Annotated in this window: 18 protein-coding genes, 1 rRNA gene and 1 riboswitch; of the genes, 1 reads left to right on the top strand and 18 read right to left on the bottom strand. The window is 39.6% G+C overall.

The features are described from left to right. Window positions 1-4: 4 nt before the first annotated feature. The 4 genes from pcrB to C9J29_RS17820 form a co-directional block, all read right to left on the bottom strand. A complete protein-coding gene (gene pcrB, locus C9J29_RS17835) occupies window positions 5-694 on the bottom strand; it encodes a heptaprenylglyceryl phosphate synthase (RefSeq protein WP_107922550.1) in 690 nt (229 codons plus the stop codon). Between the two features lie 114 nt (window positions 695-808). Further along, window positions 809-1,126, bottom strand: coding sequence for a YerC/YecD family TrpR-related protein (locus C9J29_RS17830; protein ID WP_008173656.1), 318 nt, complete (start codon window positions 1,124-1,126; stop codon window positions 809-811). Window positions 1,127-1,141: 15 nt separating this feature from the next. After that, window positions 1,142-2,197 (bottom strand): DUF3048 domain-containing protein, encoded by a 1,056-nt coding sequence (locus C9J29_RS17825; RefSeq protein ID WP_089986791.1) that lies wholly within the window; start codon window positions 2,195-2,197, stop codon window positions 1,142-1,144. A 58-nt stretch (window positions 2,198-2,255) separates the two neighbouring features. Further along, a complete protein-coding gene (locus C9J29_RS17820; protein ID WP_008173659.1) occupies window positions 2,256-3,977 on the bottom strand; it encodes an adenine deaminase C-terminal domain-containing protein in 1,722 nt (573 codons plus the stop codon). A gap of 199 nt (window positions 3,978-4,176) precedes the next feature. Here C9J29_RS17820 and C9J29_RS17815 point away from each other — a divergent pair, with 199 nt between their 5' ends. After that, window positions 4,177-4,602 (top strand): YgaP-like transmembrane domain, encoded by a 426-nt coding sequence (locus C9J29_RS17815; RefSeq protein ID WP_089986790.1) that lies wholly within the window; start codon window positions 4,177-4,179, stop codon window positions 4,600-4,602. Between the two features lie 113 nt (window positions 4,603-4,715). On the opposite strand, the gene purD is transcribed toward C9J29_RS17815, so the two are convergent. The 14 genes from purD to rrf form a co-directional block, all read right to left on the bottom strand. After that, window positions 4,716-5,972 carry a phosphoribosylamine--glycine ligase gene (gene purD / locus C9J29_RS17810; protein ID WP_089986789.1) on the bottom strand — a complete coding sequence of 419 codons (1,257 nt, stop codon included), beginning with the start codon at window positions 5,970-5,972 and terminating at the stop codon, window positions 4,716-4,718. Between the two features lie 73 nt (window positions 5,973-6,045). Beyond that, complete coding sequence (gene purH, locus C9J29_RS17805; protein ID WP_008173662.1) at window positions 6,046-7,572, bottom strand: bifunctional phosphoribosylaminoimidazolecarboxamide formyltransferase/IMP cyclohydrolase; 1,527 nt, start codon at window positions 7,570-7,572, stop codon at window positions 6,046-6,048. Window positions 7,573-7,686: 114 nt separating this feature from the next. Continuing rightward, window positions 7,687-8,256, bottom strand: a complete 570-nt coding sequence (gene purN, locus C9J29_RS17800) for a phosphoribosylglycinamide formyltransferase (protein ID WP_089986788.1) — start codon at window positions 8,254-8,256, stop codon at window positions 7,687-7,689. Beyond that, entirely contained in the window at window positions 8,256-9,311 is a 1,056-nt protein-coding gene (purM, locus tag C9J29_RS17795; RefSeq protein ID WP_008173664.1) for a phosphoribosylformylglycinamidine cyclo-ligase, read from the bottom strand. Before purM ends, purN begins: the two co-directional genes overlap by 1 nt. Window positions 9,312-9,403: 92 nt before the next feature. Next, on the bottom strand, window positions 9,404-10,828 hold the full coding sequence (purF, locus tag C9J29_RS17790; RefSeq protein ID WP_008173665.1) for an amidophosphoribosyltransferase: 1,425 nt from the start codon (window positions 10,826-10,828) through the stop codon (window positions 9,404-9,406). Further along, window positions 10,804-13,038 carry a phosphoribosylformylglycinamidine synthase subunit PurL gene (gene purL / locus C9J29_RS17785; protein WP_089986787.1) on the bottom strand — a complete coding sequence of 745 codons (2,235 nt, stop codon included), beginning with the start codon at window positions 13,036-13,038 and terminating at the stop codon, window positions 10,804-10,806. The genes purF and purL overlap by 25 nt, the downstream gene beginning before the upstream one ends. Then, complete coding sequence (gene purQ, locus C9J29_RS17780; RefSeq protein ID WP_107922549.1) at window positions 13,025-13,708, bottom strand: phosphoribosylformylglycinamidine synthase subunit PurQ; 684 nt, start codon at window positions 13,706-13,708, stop codon at window positions 13,025-13,027. Before purQ ends, purL begins: the two co-directional genes overlap by 14 nt. Before the next feature lie 2 nt (window positions 13,709-13,710). Beyond that, complete coding sequence (gene purS / locus C9J29_RS17775) at window positions 13,711-13,959, bottom strand: phosphoribosylformylglycinamidine synthase subunit PurS (protein ID WP_008173668.1); 249 nt, start codon at window positions 13,957-13,959, stop codon at window positions 13,711-13,713. 2 nt (window positions 13,960-13,961) lie between these two features. Then, the gene (gene purC, locus C9J29_RS17770) at window positions 13,962-14,672 is read right to left on the bottom strand and encodes a phosphoribosylaminoimidazolesuccinocarboxamide synthase (protein WP_008173669.1); all 711 of its coding nucleotides are present in this window, start codon (window positions 14,670-14,672) and stop codon (window positions 13,962-13,964) included. A 130-nt stretch (window positions 14,673-14,802) separates the two neighbouring features. Next, complete coding sequence (gene purB, locus C9J29_RS17765) at window positions 14,803-16,098, bottom strand: adenylosuccinate lyase (protein ID WP_107922548.1); 1,296 nt, start codon at window positions 16,096-16,098, stop codon at window positions 14,803-14,805. 13 nt (window positions 16,099-16,111) lie between these two features. Further along, complete coding sequence (purK, locus tag C9J29_RS17760) at window positions 16,112-17,236, bottom strand: 5-(carboxyamino)imidazole ribonucleotide synthase (protein ID WP_008173673.1); 1,125 nt, start codon at window positions 17,234-17,236, stop codon at window positions 16,112-16,114. Continuing rightward, the gene (gene purE, locus C9J29_RS17755; protein ID WP_008173674.1) at window positions 17,233-17,721 is read right to left on the bottom strand and encodes a 5-(carboxyamino)imidazole ribonucleotide mutase; all 489 of its coding nucleotides are present in this window, start codon (window positions 17,719-17,721) and stop codon (window positions 17,233-17,235) included. Before purE ends, purK begins: the two co-directional genes overlap by 4 nt. Window positions 17,722-17,929: 208 nt before the next feature. Continuing rightward, window positions 17,930-18,028: riboswitch (purine riboswitch) on the bottom strand. Window positions 18,029-18,111: 83 nt separating this feature from the next. Further along, a complete protein-coding gene (locus tag C9J29_RS17750) occupies window positions 18,112-18,315 on the bottom strand; it encodes an NETI motif-containing protein (protein ID WP_107922547.1) in 204 nt (67 codons plus the stop codon). A gap of 578 nt (window positions 18,316-18,893) precedes the next feature. Then, window positions 18,894-19,009 (bottom strand): 5S ribosomal RNA (gene rrf, locus C9J29_RS17740). Window positions 19,010-19,142: the final 133 nt, after the last annotated feature.

The following is a 19,142-nucleotide window of genomic DNA, read 5'->3' as shown; positions in this document are numbered from 1 at the left end:
AAAATTATAACGTATTTTTAACAGCCTTAACAGTCGCAAGTGCCACTTTTAAATCATCATAAATAATATTTCCAACTACAACCGTATCTGCGAACTGGGCCATTTCCTCTGCCTGCTTGGCTGATGTAATTCCCCCACCATAAAATAGCTTAGTATGCTTTAATTCATTTTTCACAGCACTTACTACCTCTGGATTCCCGTAAATTCCACTGTACTCTAAATAAAATACGGGAAGTTTAAAGAAATTTTCTGCCATACGTGCATAGGCTACGATATCGTCAATTGATAAATCTGTTGTAGCACCTGTTACTTGTGCCACTTTACAATCAGGATTTAAAATACAATAACCTTCTGCAACTAATTCATCCCACACCATGATATCTCCAAATTCTTTAATTGCTGCATGATGCAAATTTTTAATCCATTTTGGATCATCACTATTTAAGACCGTCGGAATGAAGTAATAGTCATAGCCCGGTGTAATCGCATCAATCGTGGAAATTTCTAAAGCTATCGGGACTTCGAATCTTCTAACACGAACTAGTAAATCTAATACCCCATCCAATGTAATATTATCTGTGCCACCGACTAAAATAACGTCAGTTCCAGATTCACAAATTTTTTCTAAGTCTTCATCTGAAATGTCCTTTGCAGGATCTAACTTGAACACATGTCTCCATTCTAAATAATCCATTTATTTTTACCACCTATCGTTTTCTATCTATTCGTTTACAAGTATAGCTTATGATGGACGACAAAAAAATGAAAAAGACTGAGTAGAACTTCTACCCAGTCTCATTTTCAACTATTATTTTGGTGCTTGAAACGGTTTCTCATCAGGATACAAACGACCTAGCATTTCATCATATGTATCGTTTCCATAATCAAAGCAACGACGAACACGTGAAATCGTTGCAGTACTTGCACCCGTTTCCTTTTTAATGGATTCATAGGTTTTCTTTAAACGCAATAAATGTGCAACCTCAAAGCGTTGTGCCAACGATTGAATTTCACTAATCGTACATAAATCATCAAAAAACTTATAGCATTCTTCGATGTCTTTCAGCTCTAACACTGCTTTAAATAATTGATCTGTTTGATGCCCTCGAATTTTTTCGATTTGCATGCAATTTTCCTCCCTTTAAGGCTGCGTTTTCACCATTGCTTGTAACCCTGGTGAAGATGGTACAAAATGGACCCAAGACTTTCCTGGTACTAGCTTTACAGGTTCCCCTGATTGCTCAACAGCCGTTGGTATTCCATTCACATTAGCCCATTTGACTTCCCTCAAATAGCCATTTTGAAATACATACGCATTTCCACCAGAAGTTAAATCAATTGTTTGGCGACCAATATCATCCACTATTTGGTGATCCATTTCAAAAAATAGAACATTTTCCAATGATAATGCTTCGCCGGTTAACATATCTTTTGTGTCCACGCCAGCCGATTGTCGTTCATAGTGATTACTTTGATGATCATACACATACGAATTGTGGAAATCTTCATTATTTCCATAGTAAATGTCAACTTGACTTGTTTCAATGCCTATTTTACCACGTTCATCGGGTTCATAAAAAGCCTGAAGTACTTTTTCACTGTAATTCATTGAAGCGCCTACCATTTCAGCACCTTTTATTATCTTTTCCGATGTAATATATGAATTGTGCGGTGCAACTCGTTCGCTTGAACGTTTAAAAAGTATACCATCATAAGCCATTCCATTGATATTATCGACTACACGATTATCGAGCATCGTTTTCGCCTCTGGACTATAGCCATGAGCTACATAAAAGGCATCGAAACCTTTTGCCATATCGATAAAATAGGAGCGTGCACTACGAACAGGTCCTATATTTTCAGGCAGCTCACTTTGATAAACTGCTAAAAAGCGAGTGACATTACCTTCTGCCAGCATCTCATAAATGATATCAGCTGCAGCTAACCCTGATTGTGGGCGTGCGGCTGGATGATTATTAATCGTCACGATAATAGGCCGCTGAGTTATTTCTTCTTGCACTGCCTCTCCTGTAAGTGGGGCTACGAATGCAGGTTGCTGCACTTGGTCATCAACTACGGTTTCTTCCTGTGCTACAGTCTCATCTTCTTCTTTGACCTTTGGTGTATCCTTCGAGCATCCTCCGATCACTAAAGCGCTAAATGCCATAGCCATTAATAACTTCCTTGATTTGAACACAAGCATTACTCTCCTTTGAACATTTACATATGAAAGCAACTGTTTACACTTTCATACATTAGCGCATAACAGCAGGTAATAATAACTTATTCTTCATTACATCGAAAATACCTTTTGGTGTGATACGAATATATGGTAAATGAGTAGACTGTAAAAATAATAATGTGTAAATAGCATCCCCTAATTGATACCCACGATCTGCTAAAGCTTGCTTTAAAGCTTTTTCTTTCTCTGTTAGCGTCAATACATCCCCATCATATAAAAGCCCACCAATGGATAATGGTATTTCTGCAATGACTTCCCCTTTTTCTACAAGGACGATACCACCATTCATAGCCTTCATTTCTTCGAAGGCTTTGATCATATCTTCTTTATTTTTTCCGATTAATAAAATATCGCCTGTGTTTGAGTAGGACGATGCAAAGCCTTGAACACCAGTTGCAAACCCTTTAATCATTGTATTTACATGCCAGTGACCTTGTCGGTTTATTAACATTAAATAGCACTCATCGTGATTAGCCAGTTGCCCTTCTCTAGTAATTAATGAATTATACGGTTTTGTAATGACATCATTCACAAGCTCAATTCCAAAAGGCATTGAAAACTGGAAATCTTGTGAGTCTAAGGAAAAATCTAAATTGAACGCAGGGATAGCAGAATAATCGATGGCTGCCAGTCTATGAACACGTTCTCCATCACGTTTTAGCCAAACACCTTTTGATAGGACACTTTCTGGTACAGGATGATATTCATCTTGTAAAATATTAAGGGAGGCAAAGCGACCTGTCGCGATAAAACCATGTAAATTGGACATATTATAATAGCGTGCTACATTATACGAAGCCATTTGGTAGGCATCAATTGGAGAAACTCCCGCATCTAAGGCTACTTGAATACACTTATCCATCACTCCATCTTCATGGAACGAAGGTGGTGAACCATCTGTTGTCATCATTAAATGATCAAAAATCGGAAGCTCTTTTTCTACGATTCCTTTTAATAGATGCGGTAAATCTGGTCGAATGGATGAATGACGTAATGTAACCGCATAGCCTTGCATGATACGACGTTCCACCTCTTCCACTGTCATCGCTTCATGATCGCCATCTGCACCAAGAAGTTTCATACGTGCTAAAGTTCTCTCGGAGGCTCCAGGGAAATGACCTTCGATTTTTTTACCTAGTCCCTTTGCCATTTGCATGCGATACAGCATTTGATCGTCCCCATGTAACAGCTTAGGCCAGCCTGTCAACTCTCCGCCAAGCAAAACATCACTTCGCTCTAACCATTCTAATATAGATGTGTTAGAGAATACCTCTTCCTCCTGCTCCAATTCGGTTTGCGAATCAAAGCGAGTCCACCAATAAAAAGAAAACGGTAATTTTTTCAAATGATCTAAAATTGAAAACGCTTTCTTATTTTCTAAATTTAAAACAAAACTTAAATTATCGGAAATAAAAGTCGTTGTCCCTAGCTGACCACAAAAATCTGCAAAGGATTGTGGATGATACAGCTGGAAAGGATGTACATGTGGCTCAATATAGCCTGGTACAATTGTTTTCCCTGTACAATCCACAACTTCTGTTCCTTCTATTAAAGGAGGCATTCTGTCACCAGCATAGACAATGCGGTCCCCTAAAATCCAAATGTTTCCTACTACCCACTGTTTCAGCATACTATGCAAATACCTTGTATTTTTCAACACAATATCAGGTGCCTTTTTTCCATCAATTACTGCTAATTGCTGACGTATTTTTGTTATTTTCCATACTGGATCCATGCTATTCGCTCCTTCCTAAAATTACGTAATTTTTCATTGTGTAAAACCAATTTGGATTCACATACTACTATTGCATATCGCATACTTTCATAAAATTTATGCTTTATGCAATCATCTTGTTTCAATCGTAACACAGCACTTTCATAAAGCAAAGTGCACCTCGTCTATTTTTTCCACAATGACTAAAGGAGGAACTATTATGATGCAGCAAGCAAATTTAAGCGAAAAAAATGCATTTTGTCGTTTTGCCATGGGTACAAGTTTGACAGCATTTGGTATCGCTAAAGTTTCAAGAAATCCTAATTGTACAAAAGGTCGATTGATGATTGCATTAGGAGCCATGAAAATGGCAGAGGGACTCTTTAAATATTGTCCAACCAAGGCTCTCATGAGCACTAATATGCAAAATGCCATGAATACCTCTATGCAAAGTATGTTCAGTGGGCAAAATTCTATGTCCTCTGAGCAAATCGATAAGCTCATGAAGGATTTCTCTTCTGCAATAGCTGGCAATTCTTCAGGTTCACAAGCTACTGCTTCAAAGCAATCTGATAGCAGCGCTTCAACCCAAAATCCCTCAACAAGGAGCAATTCTACATCGAATAATGCTCAAAACCCTTCTTAGTCAAAGGAGCCGTCCCAATCTAATTTGGAGACGGCTCTTACCTCTTACGTTTGAAACTTTAAGAGGTTTCATAAGAGGAGTAAAAATATTTTAAATTTTAGTGAAAATAATGATTATTTGAATGTACGCCAGCCAATATCTTTGCGGAAGAAAAAGTGATCCCATGTTTCTTTAGCAATGCCAGCATATACTTTTTGCTGTGCTTCCTGTAAAGTAGGCGCTTTAGCCCCAACTAACAGGACACGACCACCATTCCCAACAAATTGACCATCTACTAATTTTGTACCTGCATGGAATACAGCATATGATTTAGATAGTTCCTCTAAATTCGGTAATGCTTTGCCTTTTTCAACATCGCCTGGATATCCTTCAGCTGCAATAACAACACCTAGCATAGCATCTTCCGACCATTGTAATTCAAATGGCTGCTCGTTCATTAATGCCATCATAAATGCACCAAAGTCGGAAACCATTCGAGGTAAAACTACTTGTGTTTCTGGATCACCAAAACGTGCATTAAACTCAATAACCTGAGGGCCCTTCTTCGTTAAAATTAAGCCTGCATATAAAATACCTGTAAAGGAAGCGCCATCCGCCTCCATCCCTTTAACAGTTGGCTCAACAATCGTTTGGTAAGCGATATCTATAACTTCTTGTGAGATTTGTGGTACTGGTGAGTAAGCACCCATCCCACCTGTATTAGGTCCTTTATCACCGTCATACGCACGTTTATGGTCCTGTGCAATCACCATAGGATAAATTTGTCCTTTATGCACAAAGGACATAAAGGAGAATTCTTCCCCGTCTAAAAATTCCTCGATGACAACGCGAGAAGATGATTCACCAAAGCGTTGATTGCCAATCATATCTTGTACAGCTTCAATAGCTTCTTTCTCTGTCATCGCCACAACAACACCCTTACCAGCTGCTAAGCCATCCGCTTTAATAACAATGGGTGCGCCTTGTTCTTTAATATAAGTAATAGCTTGTTCTGCTACAGTAAATGTTTGATGGGCTGCTGTTGGTATATTGTATTTATTCATCACTTCTTTTGCATACGACTTACTACTTTCTATTTGAGCTGCTGTCTTTGTCGGACCAAAGATACGTAATCCACGAGCTGTGAAGAAATCGACAATGCCTTCAGCAAGTGGTTGTTCTGGGCCGACAAATGTTAAAGCAATATCATTTTCCTTGGCAAATTGGGCAAGTCCTGCAAAATCCATAGTGTCAATATTAACAACCTCTACCTCGCCTCGCATTCCGTCATTTCCAGGTGCTACAAATACTTGGTTAACGGATGGAGAAATGCTAAATTGTTTAGCGATTGCATGCTCACGACCGCCACTTCCGATTACTAATACATTCATTTTAGAGAATCCTCCTCTTTGTGAGTAAGACCGAGATGAACCCACATCTCGGTCTGTTTTATGTCATTATTAATTAATGTTTAAAATGGCGTACGCCTGTAAATACCATAGTAATGCCGTATTCATTTGCTTTATCGATTGAATCTTGATCTTTAATAGATCCACCTGGCTGAATAATAGCTGTAATACCAGCTGTGGCTGCAGCCTCAACAGTATCACTCATTGGGAAAAATGCATCTGATGCCAATGCAGCACCTTTTGCTTTTTCACCAGCTTGCTCAAAGGCAATTTTCGCAGCACCAACGCGGTTCATTTGACCAGCGCCTACACCAAGTGTCATTTGAGAATCCGTTACAACAATCGCGTTTGATTTAACATGCTTAACAACAGACCAACCAAGTTGCAATGCTTCCCATTCCTGTTTTGTTGGTTCACGATCTGTTACTACCTTTATATCTGCATTGGCAAAACCGTAGCGATCCGGTTCCTGTACAAGAAGACCGCCCTCTACAGATACTACATTAAATTGATCTTGCTTCGCTTGCTCGAACGGAATTGTTAATAAGCGAATATTTTTCTTTTTCGTTAAAATATCGAGTGCCTCTTGTGAGAAAGCCGGAGCAATAATAATTTCTAGGAAAATATGACTTAGCTTCTCAGCAGTTGCTGCATCCACTTCCATATTCAGAGCGATAATTCCACCAAAAATAGATGTTGGATCTGCTTCATACGCTTTATCAAATGCTTCCTCTAGTGTGACACCTGTTCCAACTCCACAAGGATTCATATGCTTTACAGCAACTGCAGCTGGCATTTCAAACTCTTTCACAATTTGCAAAGCTGCATTCCCATCTTGAATATTGTTATAGGATAACTCTTTACCATGTAATTGTGTTGCATAAGCTAATGAGAAATCAGAGCCAAGACGTTTTTGGTAAAATGCCGCTTTTTGGTGCGGATTTTCACCATAGCGTAAGTTCTGCTTTAATTCATACGTCATTGTTAAGCTCTCTGGGAACTCTTCTTCTGTCAAATAGTTCGAGATATACGAATCATAGGCGGCTGTGTGACGGAAAACCTTTGCAGCCAATTTACGACGTGTCTCAATTGTTGTTGCACCACCAGCTTTTAGTTCCTCTAATACTGTTGCATAGTCATTGCTGTCTACGATGACTGTTACATATTGATGGTTTTTTGCAGCGGATCGTAACATTGTAGGGCCACCGATATCAATGTTTTCAATTGCATCATCCCATGTTACATTAGGCTTTGAAATTGTTTCAACGAAAGGATAAAGATTGACACAAACAATTTCTATTGGCTCAATTCCATGCTCATTCATTTGTGCCTGATGAGAGTCATCATCAAATTTCCCTAATAAACCACCGTGAATCATAGGATTTAATGTTTTAACACGGCCGTCTAAAATTTCAGGAAACTTCGTTACTTCATCTACTGCTGTTACAGCTACTGCATTGTCCTGTAGCATTTTTTTAGTACCGCCAGTTGATAAAATTTCATAACCTAATGCTACTAATTCTTTTGCAAATTCTAAAATACCATCTTTATTGGAAACACTGATTAATGCACGTTTTGTCACAACAATATCCTCCTAATTTTTATCGTGCTCTTGCACGAACTAACTTGCTGTCAAAGATTCATAGAGTTAGGTGTTGAGTGTTGAGTAAGGTTCTCGACCTAACTCCTCCTTCTGTTATTGTAATAATTGCTGTAAAGCCTTTGTATATAATAAATGCTCTTGCTTATGGATAGCAGCTTCTGTTGCCTCTCGATTTCCTTCAATAACAGGTACAGCAGCCTGTGCGATAATTGGGCCAGTATCCATTCCTTCATCAACAAAATGCACCGTTACGCCCGTTATTTTCACCCCATGATTCAACGCTTGTCCGATAGCATCCTTCCCAGGAAAGGCTGGTAATAAGGAAGGATGAATATTAACAATTCTTTGTGGAAAAGCCGCTAATAATACATCACTGATTAAACGCATATATCCTGCAAGCACAATCCATTTCACATCGCACTCATGTAGAGCATCGACAATTGCTGTCTCGTAAGCGGCTTTCGAGGTAAAATCTTTCGGGTTCAAGGCTAACACTGGAATTTCAAAGTGTTCAGCACGTGTCACTACATATGCACTGGGCTTATCTGTCACTACTAGCTCAACCTTTGCATGCAGTTCCCCACGTTTAATAGCCTCTTGAATGGCTTGAAAATTACTACCGCTTCCTGATGCGAACACGGCAATTTTTGTTGGTGCAGTCATTACACTAAACTCCCATCATGTGTTCCATTAAACACTACTCCGTCGCCTTGAATGACACGACCGATTGTATAAGCCTTTTCACCATTTGCTTCTACTGCTGCCATAACTTTATCAGCTTCTACTGCTGGAACAGCTATGACAAAACCGATCCCCATATTAAACACATTATATAAATCCTTATCATCTAACTGACCTTTATCCTTTAGGAATTCAAAGATACGTAATACTGGCCATGAACCTAAGTCAATTTCTGTAGCTAATCCTTCAGGCATCATACGTGGTAAATTCTCATAGAAACCTCCACCAGTAACGTGGGCACAGCCGTGTACATCTGCTGCTTTTAAAGCCGCTAATACAGGCTTAGCATAAAGCTTTGTTGGGACTAATAGTGCCTCGCCGATTGGACCTAAATCTTCATAGTCTTCTACAATGGCATCCACCGCATATTGATGATCTGCAAAAACAATTTTACGTACTAAAGAATAACCGTTTGAATGCACACCACTCGAAGCAATACCAATAAGTACATCGCCCTCGACAATTTTTTCTCCTGTCACAATGGCAGACTTTTCACAAGCCCCCACCGCAAAGCCAGCTAAATCATATTCATCTTCTTCATATAGACCTGGCATTTCTGCTGTTTCGCCACCAATTAGAGCTGCACCAGATTGCACACAGCCATCCGCAACCCCTTTAACAATTTGCTCAATTTTTGCAGGCTCTGCTTTCCCAAGTGCTACGTAATCTAAAAAGTATAGCGGCTCCGCTCCTTGTGCAACGATATCATTCACGCACATTGCTACACAATCCACACCAATAGTATCGTGCTTGTCTACCATGAATGCTAGCTTTAGCTTTGTCCCTACACCATCAGTTCCTGAAATAAGAACAGGTTCTTTTAGATTTAGTTCTGACAAGTCAAACATACCACCAAAGCCACCAAACGTTCCCATGACACCTAGTCGGTTCGTACGTTCTACATGAGATTTCATTCGTTTTACAGCTTCATAGCCCGCTTCAATATTTACACCTGCTTGTTCATATGCCTTTGACACGCAGAGTTCCTCCTTATCATCTAAATCGCCTACGAGTATCCTAGAACTTTTTATAATCTCCTAGAAGAGACTCATTCATTGCGATGTATTTCTTAACGTAATAGTTCCTTTTCATGTGGTAAGATGGTATCCGGGAATATCTCAGTTGGATATTTACCTGTAAAGCATGCAAGGCATAGTCCACGGTTTTCATCTTCATATGGACGTGCAATGGTCTCAACCATGCCTTCAACAGAAAGGAAAGTCAGAGAATCTGCACCAATTACTTCACGAATTTCATCTACTTTATGACTAGATGCAATAAGTTCCTCATGTGTTGACGTATCAATGCCATAATAACAAGGATTTGTCATAGGTGGGGACGAAATAACCACGTGAACCTCTGCTGCACCAGCATCTTTTAACATTTTGACAATTCGACGTGAAGTTGTTCCGCGTACAATAGAATCGTCCACCATAACTACGCGTTTACCTTTGACAACTTGAACAACTGGTGAAAGCTTCATTTTCACACCACGTTCGCGTAATTCCTGTGTCGGTTGAATAAAAGTACGTCCTACATAACGATTTTTAATCAGACCAAGTTCATAAGGTATACCACTTTCTTCTGCAAAACCGATGGCAGCTGAAATACTAGAATCTGGTACCCCAGTTACAACATCAGCCTCAATATGTGCACATTCACGAGCAAGCTGTTTCCCCATACGTTTACGTGCCATATGGACATTAATACCATCAATATCCGAATCAGGACGTGCCAGATATACATATTCCATCGCACACATAGAACGCTTTTCCATATCAGCAAAGCGGTCTGACTTAACGCCCTCATCGTTAATAATCAATAATTCACCTGGTTCTACAGAACGAACGAATTCTGCTCCTATTAAATCAAATGCACAAGTTTCAGAAGCTACTACCCAGCCTTCTCCTAACTTTCCAAGAGAGAGCGGGCGTAAACCATGTGGATCACGTGCAACAAGCATTTCATCCTTTGTCATAATTAAGCAAGAATACGCACCCTTTAATAATGAAAGGGCATTTTTCACCTTAGCCCGAAATGGTGAATGCGAACTTTTCTTAATAAGATGCGCCAGCACTTCTGTATCAGAGCTAGAATGAAAAATACTACCTTGTCGCTCTAAATACTGTTTCAGATGTGTCGCATTGACTAAGTTACCGTTATGGGCAATGGAAAGGCTACCAGTTGAGGAATGGAATAATAATGGCTGTACATTTTCAATACCACCACCACCAGCAGTTGTATAACGAACATGGGCAATTGCTGCTTTGCCGTTCACTGCCTTTAATTTATCTTCGTTGAAAACATCATTAACTAGTCCTTCGCCTTTTACCGCGCGAAGGTGCTGACCATCAGAAACGACGATACCTGCGCCTTCTTGACCACGGTGTTGAAGAGCATGAAGCCCGTAATAACTAAGGTGCGCTGGATTTGGGTTACCCCAAATGCCAAACACCCCACATTCTTCGTTTAAGCCTCTGAGTTCAGCAAGCATGGGATTGCTCCTTTCCAATTAGAACGGAATTCCTCCACTGTACCTTCTACAAGCACACCTTTGTCCCCGTTGATTTTAACAAGTGCATCGTTTGTTACGACACCAATTTTATGAGCATCTTTGATGATTTCGACAAATGCAGCTGCATGTTCTTCTTTAACTGTAACAACAAAACGTGATTGACTTTCACTGAATAACACAGTTGTAGCAGAACCCGTTAATGTAACATCAACACCAAGTCCATTTGCACTGAAAGTTTTTTCTGCAATAGCCACTGCAAGACCACCTTCAGCGACATCATGTGCAGACTGTACAAGACCAGCTTTTATAGCTTTTAATAAAGCCTGCTGACGGGCTGCTTCCACCTCTAGATCGATAGCTGGTGCTTTCCCAGAAATAACGCCATTATTTAATAATTTTTGAAGCTCTGAACCACCGAACTCAGTCGTTGTTTCACCAATGACAAATACGATATCTCCTGCAGCTTTTACTTCCTGTGTTGTAACATGTGCTAAGTCTTCAATTAGACCTACCATACCAATTGTTGGTGTTGGATAAACGGCTTCACCTGAACGCTCATTATAAAGCGATACGTTACCGCCAATCACTGGTGCATTCAATGCTGTACATGCAGCCGAAATACCATCAGCAGATTTTTCAATTTGCCAGAAGATTTCTGGCTTCTCTGGATTACCAAAGTTTAAGCAGTCTGTAATTGCAAGTGGTGTACCACCAGAAGCAACAATATTACGAGCTGCTTCAGCCACTGCAATAGCTCCGCCCACCTCTGGATCTAAATAAATATAGCGAGAGTTGCAGTCTGTTGTCATGGCTAACCCTTTATTTGTACCACGTACACGAATAACGGCAGCATCTGAGCCTGGTTTAACAACAGTTGACGTACGAACCTGATAATCGTACTGATCGTAAACCCATTCTTTCGAAGCAATTGTCGGTGCTTTTAATAAAGCATTTAATGTTTCTTTATAATCCATAACAGCTGGCTCTGTATTGTCAATTGCTTGGAACTGAGCATAGTAAGCAGGTTCAGCAGATGGTTTATGGTAAACTGGTGCATCCTCAGCTAACGCATCAGCAGGTACTTCTGCCACTACTTGTCCATTGTGTAAAAGACGAAGCATTTTATCATCTGTTACACGGCCAATTGCTACCGCATCTAAATCATATTTATCAAAAATCGCCTTAATTTCATCTTCGCGACCCTTTTTCACAACTAATAGCATTCGTTCTTGAGATTCAGATAGCATCATTTCGTATGCTGTCATACCTGTCTCACGTTGAGGTACTAAATCTAAATTCATTTCTACACCAGAACCAGCCTTTGAAGCCATTTCTGCTGAAGAAGAAGTAAGACCAGCTGCGCCCATATCTTGAATCCCAACTAGAGCATCAGATTTTACAACTTCTAAACATGCTTCAAGTAAAAGCTTCTCCATGAATGGGTCCCCTACTTGTACCGCTGGACGTTGATTTTCTGATTCCTCTGTTAATTCTTCAGAAGCAAATGTCGCACCATGAATTCCGTCTCGTCCTGTTTTCGCACCCACGTACATAACTGTATTTCCAACACCTGCTGCAATACCTCGTTGAATATCTTTATGATCAATTAAGCCTACACACATGGCATTAACAAGTGGATTGCCTTCATAGCAAGGATCAAATTGAATTTCGCCACCTACTGTAGGGATACCGATACAGTTACCATATCCAGCGATCCCAGCTACGACTTCTTCAAATAGATATTTACCTCGCGCTGATTTTAATTCACCAAAGCGTAATGAGTTCAGCATGGCGATAGGACGTGCCCCCATAGAGAAAACATCACGGATAATACCGCCAACACCAGTGGCAGCCCCTTGATATGGCTCAATTGCAGATGGATGGTTATGAGACTCCATTTTAAACACTACGGCTTGCTCGTCACCGATATCAACAATACCTGCACCTTCACCAGGTCCTTGTAAAACTTGTGGCCCCTTTGTAGGGAATTTACGTAATACCGGCTTTGAATTTTTGTATGAGCAGTGCTCAGACCACATTACTGAGAAAAGACCTGTCTCTGTCCAATTAGGTAGACGTTCTAAAATACCTTCTACCAATGCAAATTCTTCGTCTGACATCCCCATACCAGCGTATAGCTTTTCGTCTTTAATTTGCTGTGCTGTTGGCTCAAACTTAGTTGTTGACATGATTTTCCCTCCACTGCTTCACAATTGATTTAAATACTGCTAAACCGTCTGCGCCACCCACCAGTGCATCAACAGCTCGTTCTGGGTGAGGCATCATCCCTAATACATTGCCGCGCTCGTTTATAATCCCTGCGATATCTTCTAAAGAACCATTTGGATTGTCGCCTGAGTATGTGAATACGATTTGATTATTATCTTTTAGTGATTGTAAAGTCTCCTCATCACAGTAGTAATTCCCTTCACCATGTGCGATTGGGATATGAATAATTTGATCTTGCTCGTATTGGTTTGTGAATAATGTATTGTTGTTCTCCACTTTTAGCTTCACTGTACGGCACATAAATTTCAAGTTTTTATTGCGTAATAAAGCACCTGGCAATAGCCCTGTTTCTGTTAGAATTTGGAATCCATTACATACACCTAGTACAGGTTTACCAGCGTCTGCTGCTTTCTTAACTTCTGCCATAATGTTAGATTGATTAGCCATTGCACCACAACGAAGATAATCTCCATATGAAAATCCTCCAGGTACTAATACGCCATCAAAGCCACTTAGATCTGTTGCTGTATGCCATACATATTCTACTTCTTCACCTAGCTCGTCTTTAATCGCATGATACATATCGATATCACAGTTTGACCCAGGGAATACGAGTACTGCGAATTTCATGATTAGTTAGCCTCCTCGACTTCATAACGGTAGTCCTCAATTACAACGTTCGTTAAAACCTTTTCACACATTTCTTTTACTAGAGTATCAATGTCACGCTCTGAATCTTTAATTGATAGTTCAAGATATTTACCGATACGTAAATCCTCTACTTCACCGTAGCCCATTTTAGCTAAAGAACCCTGTACTGCAGAGCCTTGTGGATCAAGAATGCTCTCACGTAATGTTACATAGATTTTTACTTTTTTCATTGTTATTTGCCTCCGAGTCTAGAAAGTATAATAGTATAAACTTCAGTTAAATTACCAAGGTCTCTACGAAAAACATCTTTGTCTAACTTTTGCTTCGTTGTTGCATCCCAAAGTCGACATGTATCTGGTGAAATTTCATCTGCCAATAATACATGGCCATCTGCATCACGGCCAAACTCTAATTTAAAATCAATTAGTGTCACATTAACATCAGCAAAGATTGGCTGTAGAACTTTGTTAATAGCTAGTGCCTTCTCGTAAATAGCCGATACTTCAGCAGACGTTGCAAGCTCCAGAATGTCTATATGCTCTGTTGTGATGAATGGATCACCTAACTCATCGTCTTTATAGTAAAACTCAACGATTGGTCGTTTTAAAGGTGTGCCCTCTTCAAGTCCAATACGTTTTGCTAAACTTCCTGCAACTATATTACGAACGACTACTTCAATCGGGATAATATCTACTTTTCTTACAAGTTGTTGCGTATCAGATAATTGTTTTACGAAATGTGACGCAATTCCGTTTCCTTGTAATTTTTCGAAAATTAATGAAGTAATGCGATTATTTAAAATGCCTTTACCTTCTATTTCCTCTTTCTTTTCACCATTGAATGCAGTCGCACTATCCTTGTACTCAACAAGCAGCACATTTGGCTCCTCCGTTGTATACAATTTTTTTGCTTTACCCTCATACAAAAGTTGACCTTTAGTCATTCGTTTTTCCCCCTGATATTATGAGATACGCTTTTATGAATGATCAGAATCGAACCGTGTTCTCCACGGTTCAATTCTGAAGCATTTACTGGTGGCACTAACATTTATTTTTTTATTGGCGAAATAAATATTAGTTAAGTCCTAGACGTTCAAAAATCATATCGACATGCTGTAAGTGGTAGTTGTAATCGAAGCACTCATCCAGCTCTTCTTTTGTTAAATAAGATGTGATTTTTTCACTTCCATCGACTAATGTGCGGAACTGTACCTGTTCGTCCCACGCTTGCATAGCTAAAGGCTGTACAGTATCATACGCTTCCTCACGTACTAATCCTTTATCAATTAATGCTAACAAAATGCGCTGAGAGTAAATAAGGCCATATGTGCGAGTCATATTACGTTTCATGTTTTCAGGGAATACTGTTAAGTTTTTCACTATATTACCGAAGCGACTTAACATATAGTTAAGAGTAATTGTTGCATCCGGTAAAATAACGCGTTCTGCAGAAGAATGAGAAATATCACGTTCATGCCATAAAGCGACATTTTCATAAGCTGTCACCATGTATCCACGCATTAAACGCGACATTCCAACCATATTTTCAGAACCGATTGGATTACGTTTATGTGGCATTGCTGATGATCCTTTTTGACCTTTTGCAAAAGCTTCTTCCACTTCACGCGTTTCAGATTTCTGTAAACCGCGAATTTCTGTTGCAAATTTTTCAATGGAAGTAGCAATTAAAGCTAATGCACCTAAATATTGCGCATGACGATCACGCTGTAAAGTTTGTGTTGAAATTGGTGATGCAGCCAGACCTAGTTGATCACAAACATATTGCTCAACGCGAGGATCGATATTGGCATATGTTCCAACAGCGCCAGACATTTTCCCTGTTTCAATAACTTTAGCGGCTGCTTCAAAACGTTCCAGGTTACGCTTCATTTCCTCATACCATAAACCAAGCTTTAAACCGAAAGTTGTTGGCTCTGCATGGACGCCATGTGTACGGCCCATCATCACTGTATGTTTATGTTCTTTTGCCTTAGCAGCAATAATATCAATGAAATTCACGATATCTTTACGTAAAATATCATTTGCTTGTTTGATTAAATAAGAAAGTGCTGTGTCAACTACGTCTGTAGAAGTTAGTCCATAATGTACCCATTTACGTTCCTCACCAAGTGTTTCCGAAACGGCACGTGTAAAGGCCACTACGTCATGACGAGTTTCTTGTTCAATTTCTAAAATACGGTTCACATCAAATGAAGCATTTTCACGAATTTTAGCAACATCCTCTTTCGGAATATCACCTATTTCTGCCCACGCCTCACAAGCTAGGATTTCTACTTCTAGCCAAGCTTGATATTTATTTTGTTCTGTCCATATTGCGCCCATTTCGGGTCTTGTGTAACGTTCAATCATTGCGTATCTCCTTCTATTCTGACCAAATGCCAGAACTCTCGATTTGTTGTAATGTTTCTTCTAAGTTTTTTGTCATAATCGTTACATGGCCCATCTTACGGTTGACCTTAGCTTCAGCTTTCCCATAAAGATGGATAGACCATTCAGGATATTTAGCAATGGAGTTACTCAATGGCACGACATGCTGCCCTAATACATTGATCATAATGGATGGTGCCCAAAGTTCTGGCTTACGTAATGGCCAACCACACACAGCTCGTATATGCTGATGGAATTGTGAAACATTACACGCCTCTATTGAATAGTGACCTGAATTATGAGGTCTTGGTGCTAATTCATTAATAACAATGCCACCATCTTCTAACACGAACATTTCTACCGCTAACGTTCCTACTAAATGTAAGTAATCAGCAATTTTTAAAGCTTCTCGTTCCGCAGCCTGAGCTGTGCTTTCTGTTATGCGAGCAGGCACAATTGTTTCATGCAGAATATGATGAACATGAATGTTCTCTCCAACTGGCTGACAATACGATTCACCACTACCATTTCTTTGAACAATGACCGATACCTCTTTTACGAAGGGCACGAATCCTTCTGCAATACATGAAGAATGCGTGAAGAGTTCTTTCGCTAATGGAAGATCTTCAGTTGATTTTAACAGCTGCTGTCCCTTGCCATCATAACCACCGCTTGCTGTTTTGACTATACAAGGATAACCAATCGAATCAATATTGGCTACTAATTCTTCATAAGTTTTTGCAACAATATATGGTGCTACTGGGCAACCAGCTTTCACAATGGCTTCTTTTTCGGTTATACGGTTTTGTGTAATGCGTACTAACTCGGCCCCCTGAGGAACATAAGCCATTTGTGATAAACGTTTTAAGCCTTCATAATCAATATTTTCAAATTCATATGTGATAACATCACTGACTTCTGCAAGTTCTTCTAAAGCAGCTTCATCATCATATGGAGCTACAATACGAACATCTGCCACTTGCCCACAAGGTGAGTCCATTGCTGGTTCAAGTACCGCAATTTTAAAACCAGACTCCTTTGCAGCAAGAGCCATCATTCGACCAAGCTGTCCCCCACCTATAATACCTATCGTTTGTCCAGGATAAATAATTTTTGTCACACTAAGTCACCTGTGCTTTCTAATACTTGCTGCTTTGTAGCTTCACGTCGAGCATCTAATGCTTCAGCAAGTTCTGCATCTGTCGTTGACAAAATTTGAGCGGCTAGTAAACCAGCGTTTGTTGCTCCCGCTTTCCCAATAGCTACAGTTGCTACAGGCACACCACCAGGCATTTGAACGATGGATAACAGTGAATCAAGCCCATTCAGCGCACGTGATTGAACTGGTACACCGATTACAGGTAAAGTTGTTTTAGCTGCTACCATTCCAGGTAAATGTGCGGCTCCACCTGCCCCAGCTATAATTACTTGTATTCCCCGTTTGCGTGCTGTTTCGGCATACTCAAACATTAAATCTGGTGTTCGATGTGCAGATACAACCTTCTTTTCGTACGGTACTTGTAATTCGTCTAAAATATCACATGCATGTTTCATTGTTTCCCAGTCACTTGAACTACCCATAATGACACCGATTTTCGGATTCATAAATTGTCGCTCCTTTTAAACGATAGAAAAATGATCAATTATTGTGCAAGCCTCTATATGAATAGCTCTGCAATTTTTTTTACCTTTTTACAAAGAAAATCCTCAAATAAACTACTCTCTACCTTTACGCGTGAAAGCAGCTTACTTGAGGACTTATTAGGGCAAGAATTTGTCAATGTACAAACCGTACATTGATCTTCTCATAAAAGCCAAAAGTGCTTTCCCGCATAGTCCAGCATTTACGGTGCCGGGTAGAGACACTAGAGCCAATCCTCTAGCATATATGTGGGATTTATTTGTTTTTCCTTATCACATTTTAACAAGGGATCGTATTATCGTCAATGCAAAAATGCGAACATTTTTTATAAGCTCAAAAAAAACGTTCGGATTTTAGTTAAAATCATTCGTATCTTGAGTAGGTATAGCTTTAAATTGAATTTTTTGACGTAATAACGTGGGTTCACCATCGACTAAGTGAAAAAGGGGCTCTTCTTTTCGACCAATAGCCATGTACCCATCGTGTCGCATTCTTTCTAAACATTCTTCTATGGACTCGTTTTCTTTTACTTCATACCAAATTTGCTTCTTTCCCAACTGTTTCTCCCTTTCAATACATTAATTTATTTCCTAGCACTTGTTCCTTCATTATACCTTGAGATGCCTTAGGAGTGTGTAAGAACAAATTAATTGTTTATTAAATATAAAAAAACTGCGGATGGATATCCGCAGTTTGGATTACCGTTCAGCTAAACCCATACAAGGCTTTTATATAGATGCCTAGAAATAGTAGCAATAAAAATGAATGTAGGACAACAAGAATGAAACGAAACTCTCCTTTAATACCTAAAAGGGCACTCACAATACCTATTCCACCTAATATAAATGGCATTAACATACTGATGTCATTAAGGAATTTTAAAAAACGCCCATACCCTTTCGTAGAATCATAACCAAACATTAAGAGTGTGAGGAGTAGGCAAAAAATCGAAAGAGACGAAAAAATAGTATGCCTCATTTTCATTCCTCCGTTATTCTGTTCAAGTATAAGTAGGAAATGCTATCTATGTTAGTTATCTTTTCATCTGTATAAATTTAATATGTAGTGTATGAGACCATGATTTTTTAGTTGATAAAATAAAAAAGCCATGGAAGATATCCATGACTTCATAAGTGCCTAGCGACGTCCTACTCTCACAGGGGGAAGCCCCCAACTACCATCGGCGCTAAAGAGCTTAACTTCCGTGTTCGGTATGGGAACGGGTGTGACCTCTTTGCCATCATCACTAGACTATTTTCGGCTTTCAATATACATCGCATTTCTTCGTCAGCTGCTGTCGTTCAGTCAGTCACGTACTTGAGTACGCTCCTTCCCTCTCTCTATTGCTTCCTCGAACTACTCGTATCTTGAAACCCTTCATAAA

It is taken from the genome of Lysinibacillus fusiformis, from assembly GCF_003049525.1.
Lineage (GTDB): Bacteria > Bacillota > Bacilli > Bacillales_A > Planococcaceae > Lysinibacillus > Lysinibacillus fusiformis.
This window is presented reverse-complemented; position numbering and strand designations above follow the sequence as displayed.

Coding starts and splice junctions, on each gene's coding strand:
- C9J29_RS17830 (WP_008173656.1), bottom strand. CDS start 1,126: ATGCAAATCGAAAAAATTCGAGGGCATCAAACAGATCAATTATTTAAA.
- purQ (WP_107922549.1), bottom strand. CDS start 13,708: ATGAAATTCGCAGTACTCGTATTCCCTGGGTCAAACTGTGATATCGAT.
- purD (WP_089986789.1), bottom strand. CDS start 5,972: ATGAATGTATTAGTAATCGGAAGTGGCGGTCGTGAGCATGCAATCGCT.
- purN (WP_089986788.1), bottom strand. CDS start 8,256: ATGACTGCACCAACAAAAATTGCCGTGTTCGCATCAGGAAGCGGTAGT.
- C9J29_RS17815 (WP_089986790.1), top strand. CDS start 4,177: ATGATGCAGCAAGCAAATTTAAGCGAAAAAAATGCATTTTGTCGTTTT.
- C9J29_RS17820 (WP_008173659.1), bottom strand. CDS start 3,977: ATGGATCCAGTATGGAAAATAACAAAAATACGTCAGCAATTAGCAGTA.
- purB (WP_107922548.1), bottom strand. CDS start 16,098: ATGATTGAACGTTACACAAGACCCGAAATGGGCGCAATATGGACAGAA.
- purC (WP_008173669.1), bottom strand. CDS start 14,672: ATGACTAAAGGTCAACTTTTGTATGAGGGTAAAGCAAAAAAATTGTAT.
- purS (WP_008173668.1), bottom strand. CDS start 13,959: ATGAAAAAAGTAAAAATCTATGTAACATTACGTGAGAGCATTCTTGAT.
- purF (WP_008173665.1), bottom strand. CDS start 10,828: ATGCTTGCTGAACTCAGAGGCTTAAACGAAGAATGTGGGGTGTTTGGC.
- pcrB (WP_107922550.1), bottom strand. CDS start 694: ATGGATTATTTAGAATGGAGACATGTGTTCAAGTTAGATCCTGCAAAG.
- purE (WP_008173674.1), bottom strand. CDS start 17,721: ATGAATCCGAAAATCGGTGTCATTATGGGTAGTTCAAGTGACTGGGAA.
- purL (WP_089986787.1), bottom strand. CDS start 13,038: ATGTCAACAACTAAGTTTGAGCCAACAGCACAGCAAATTAAAGACGAA.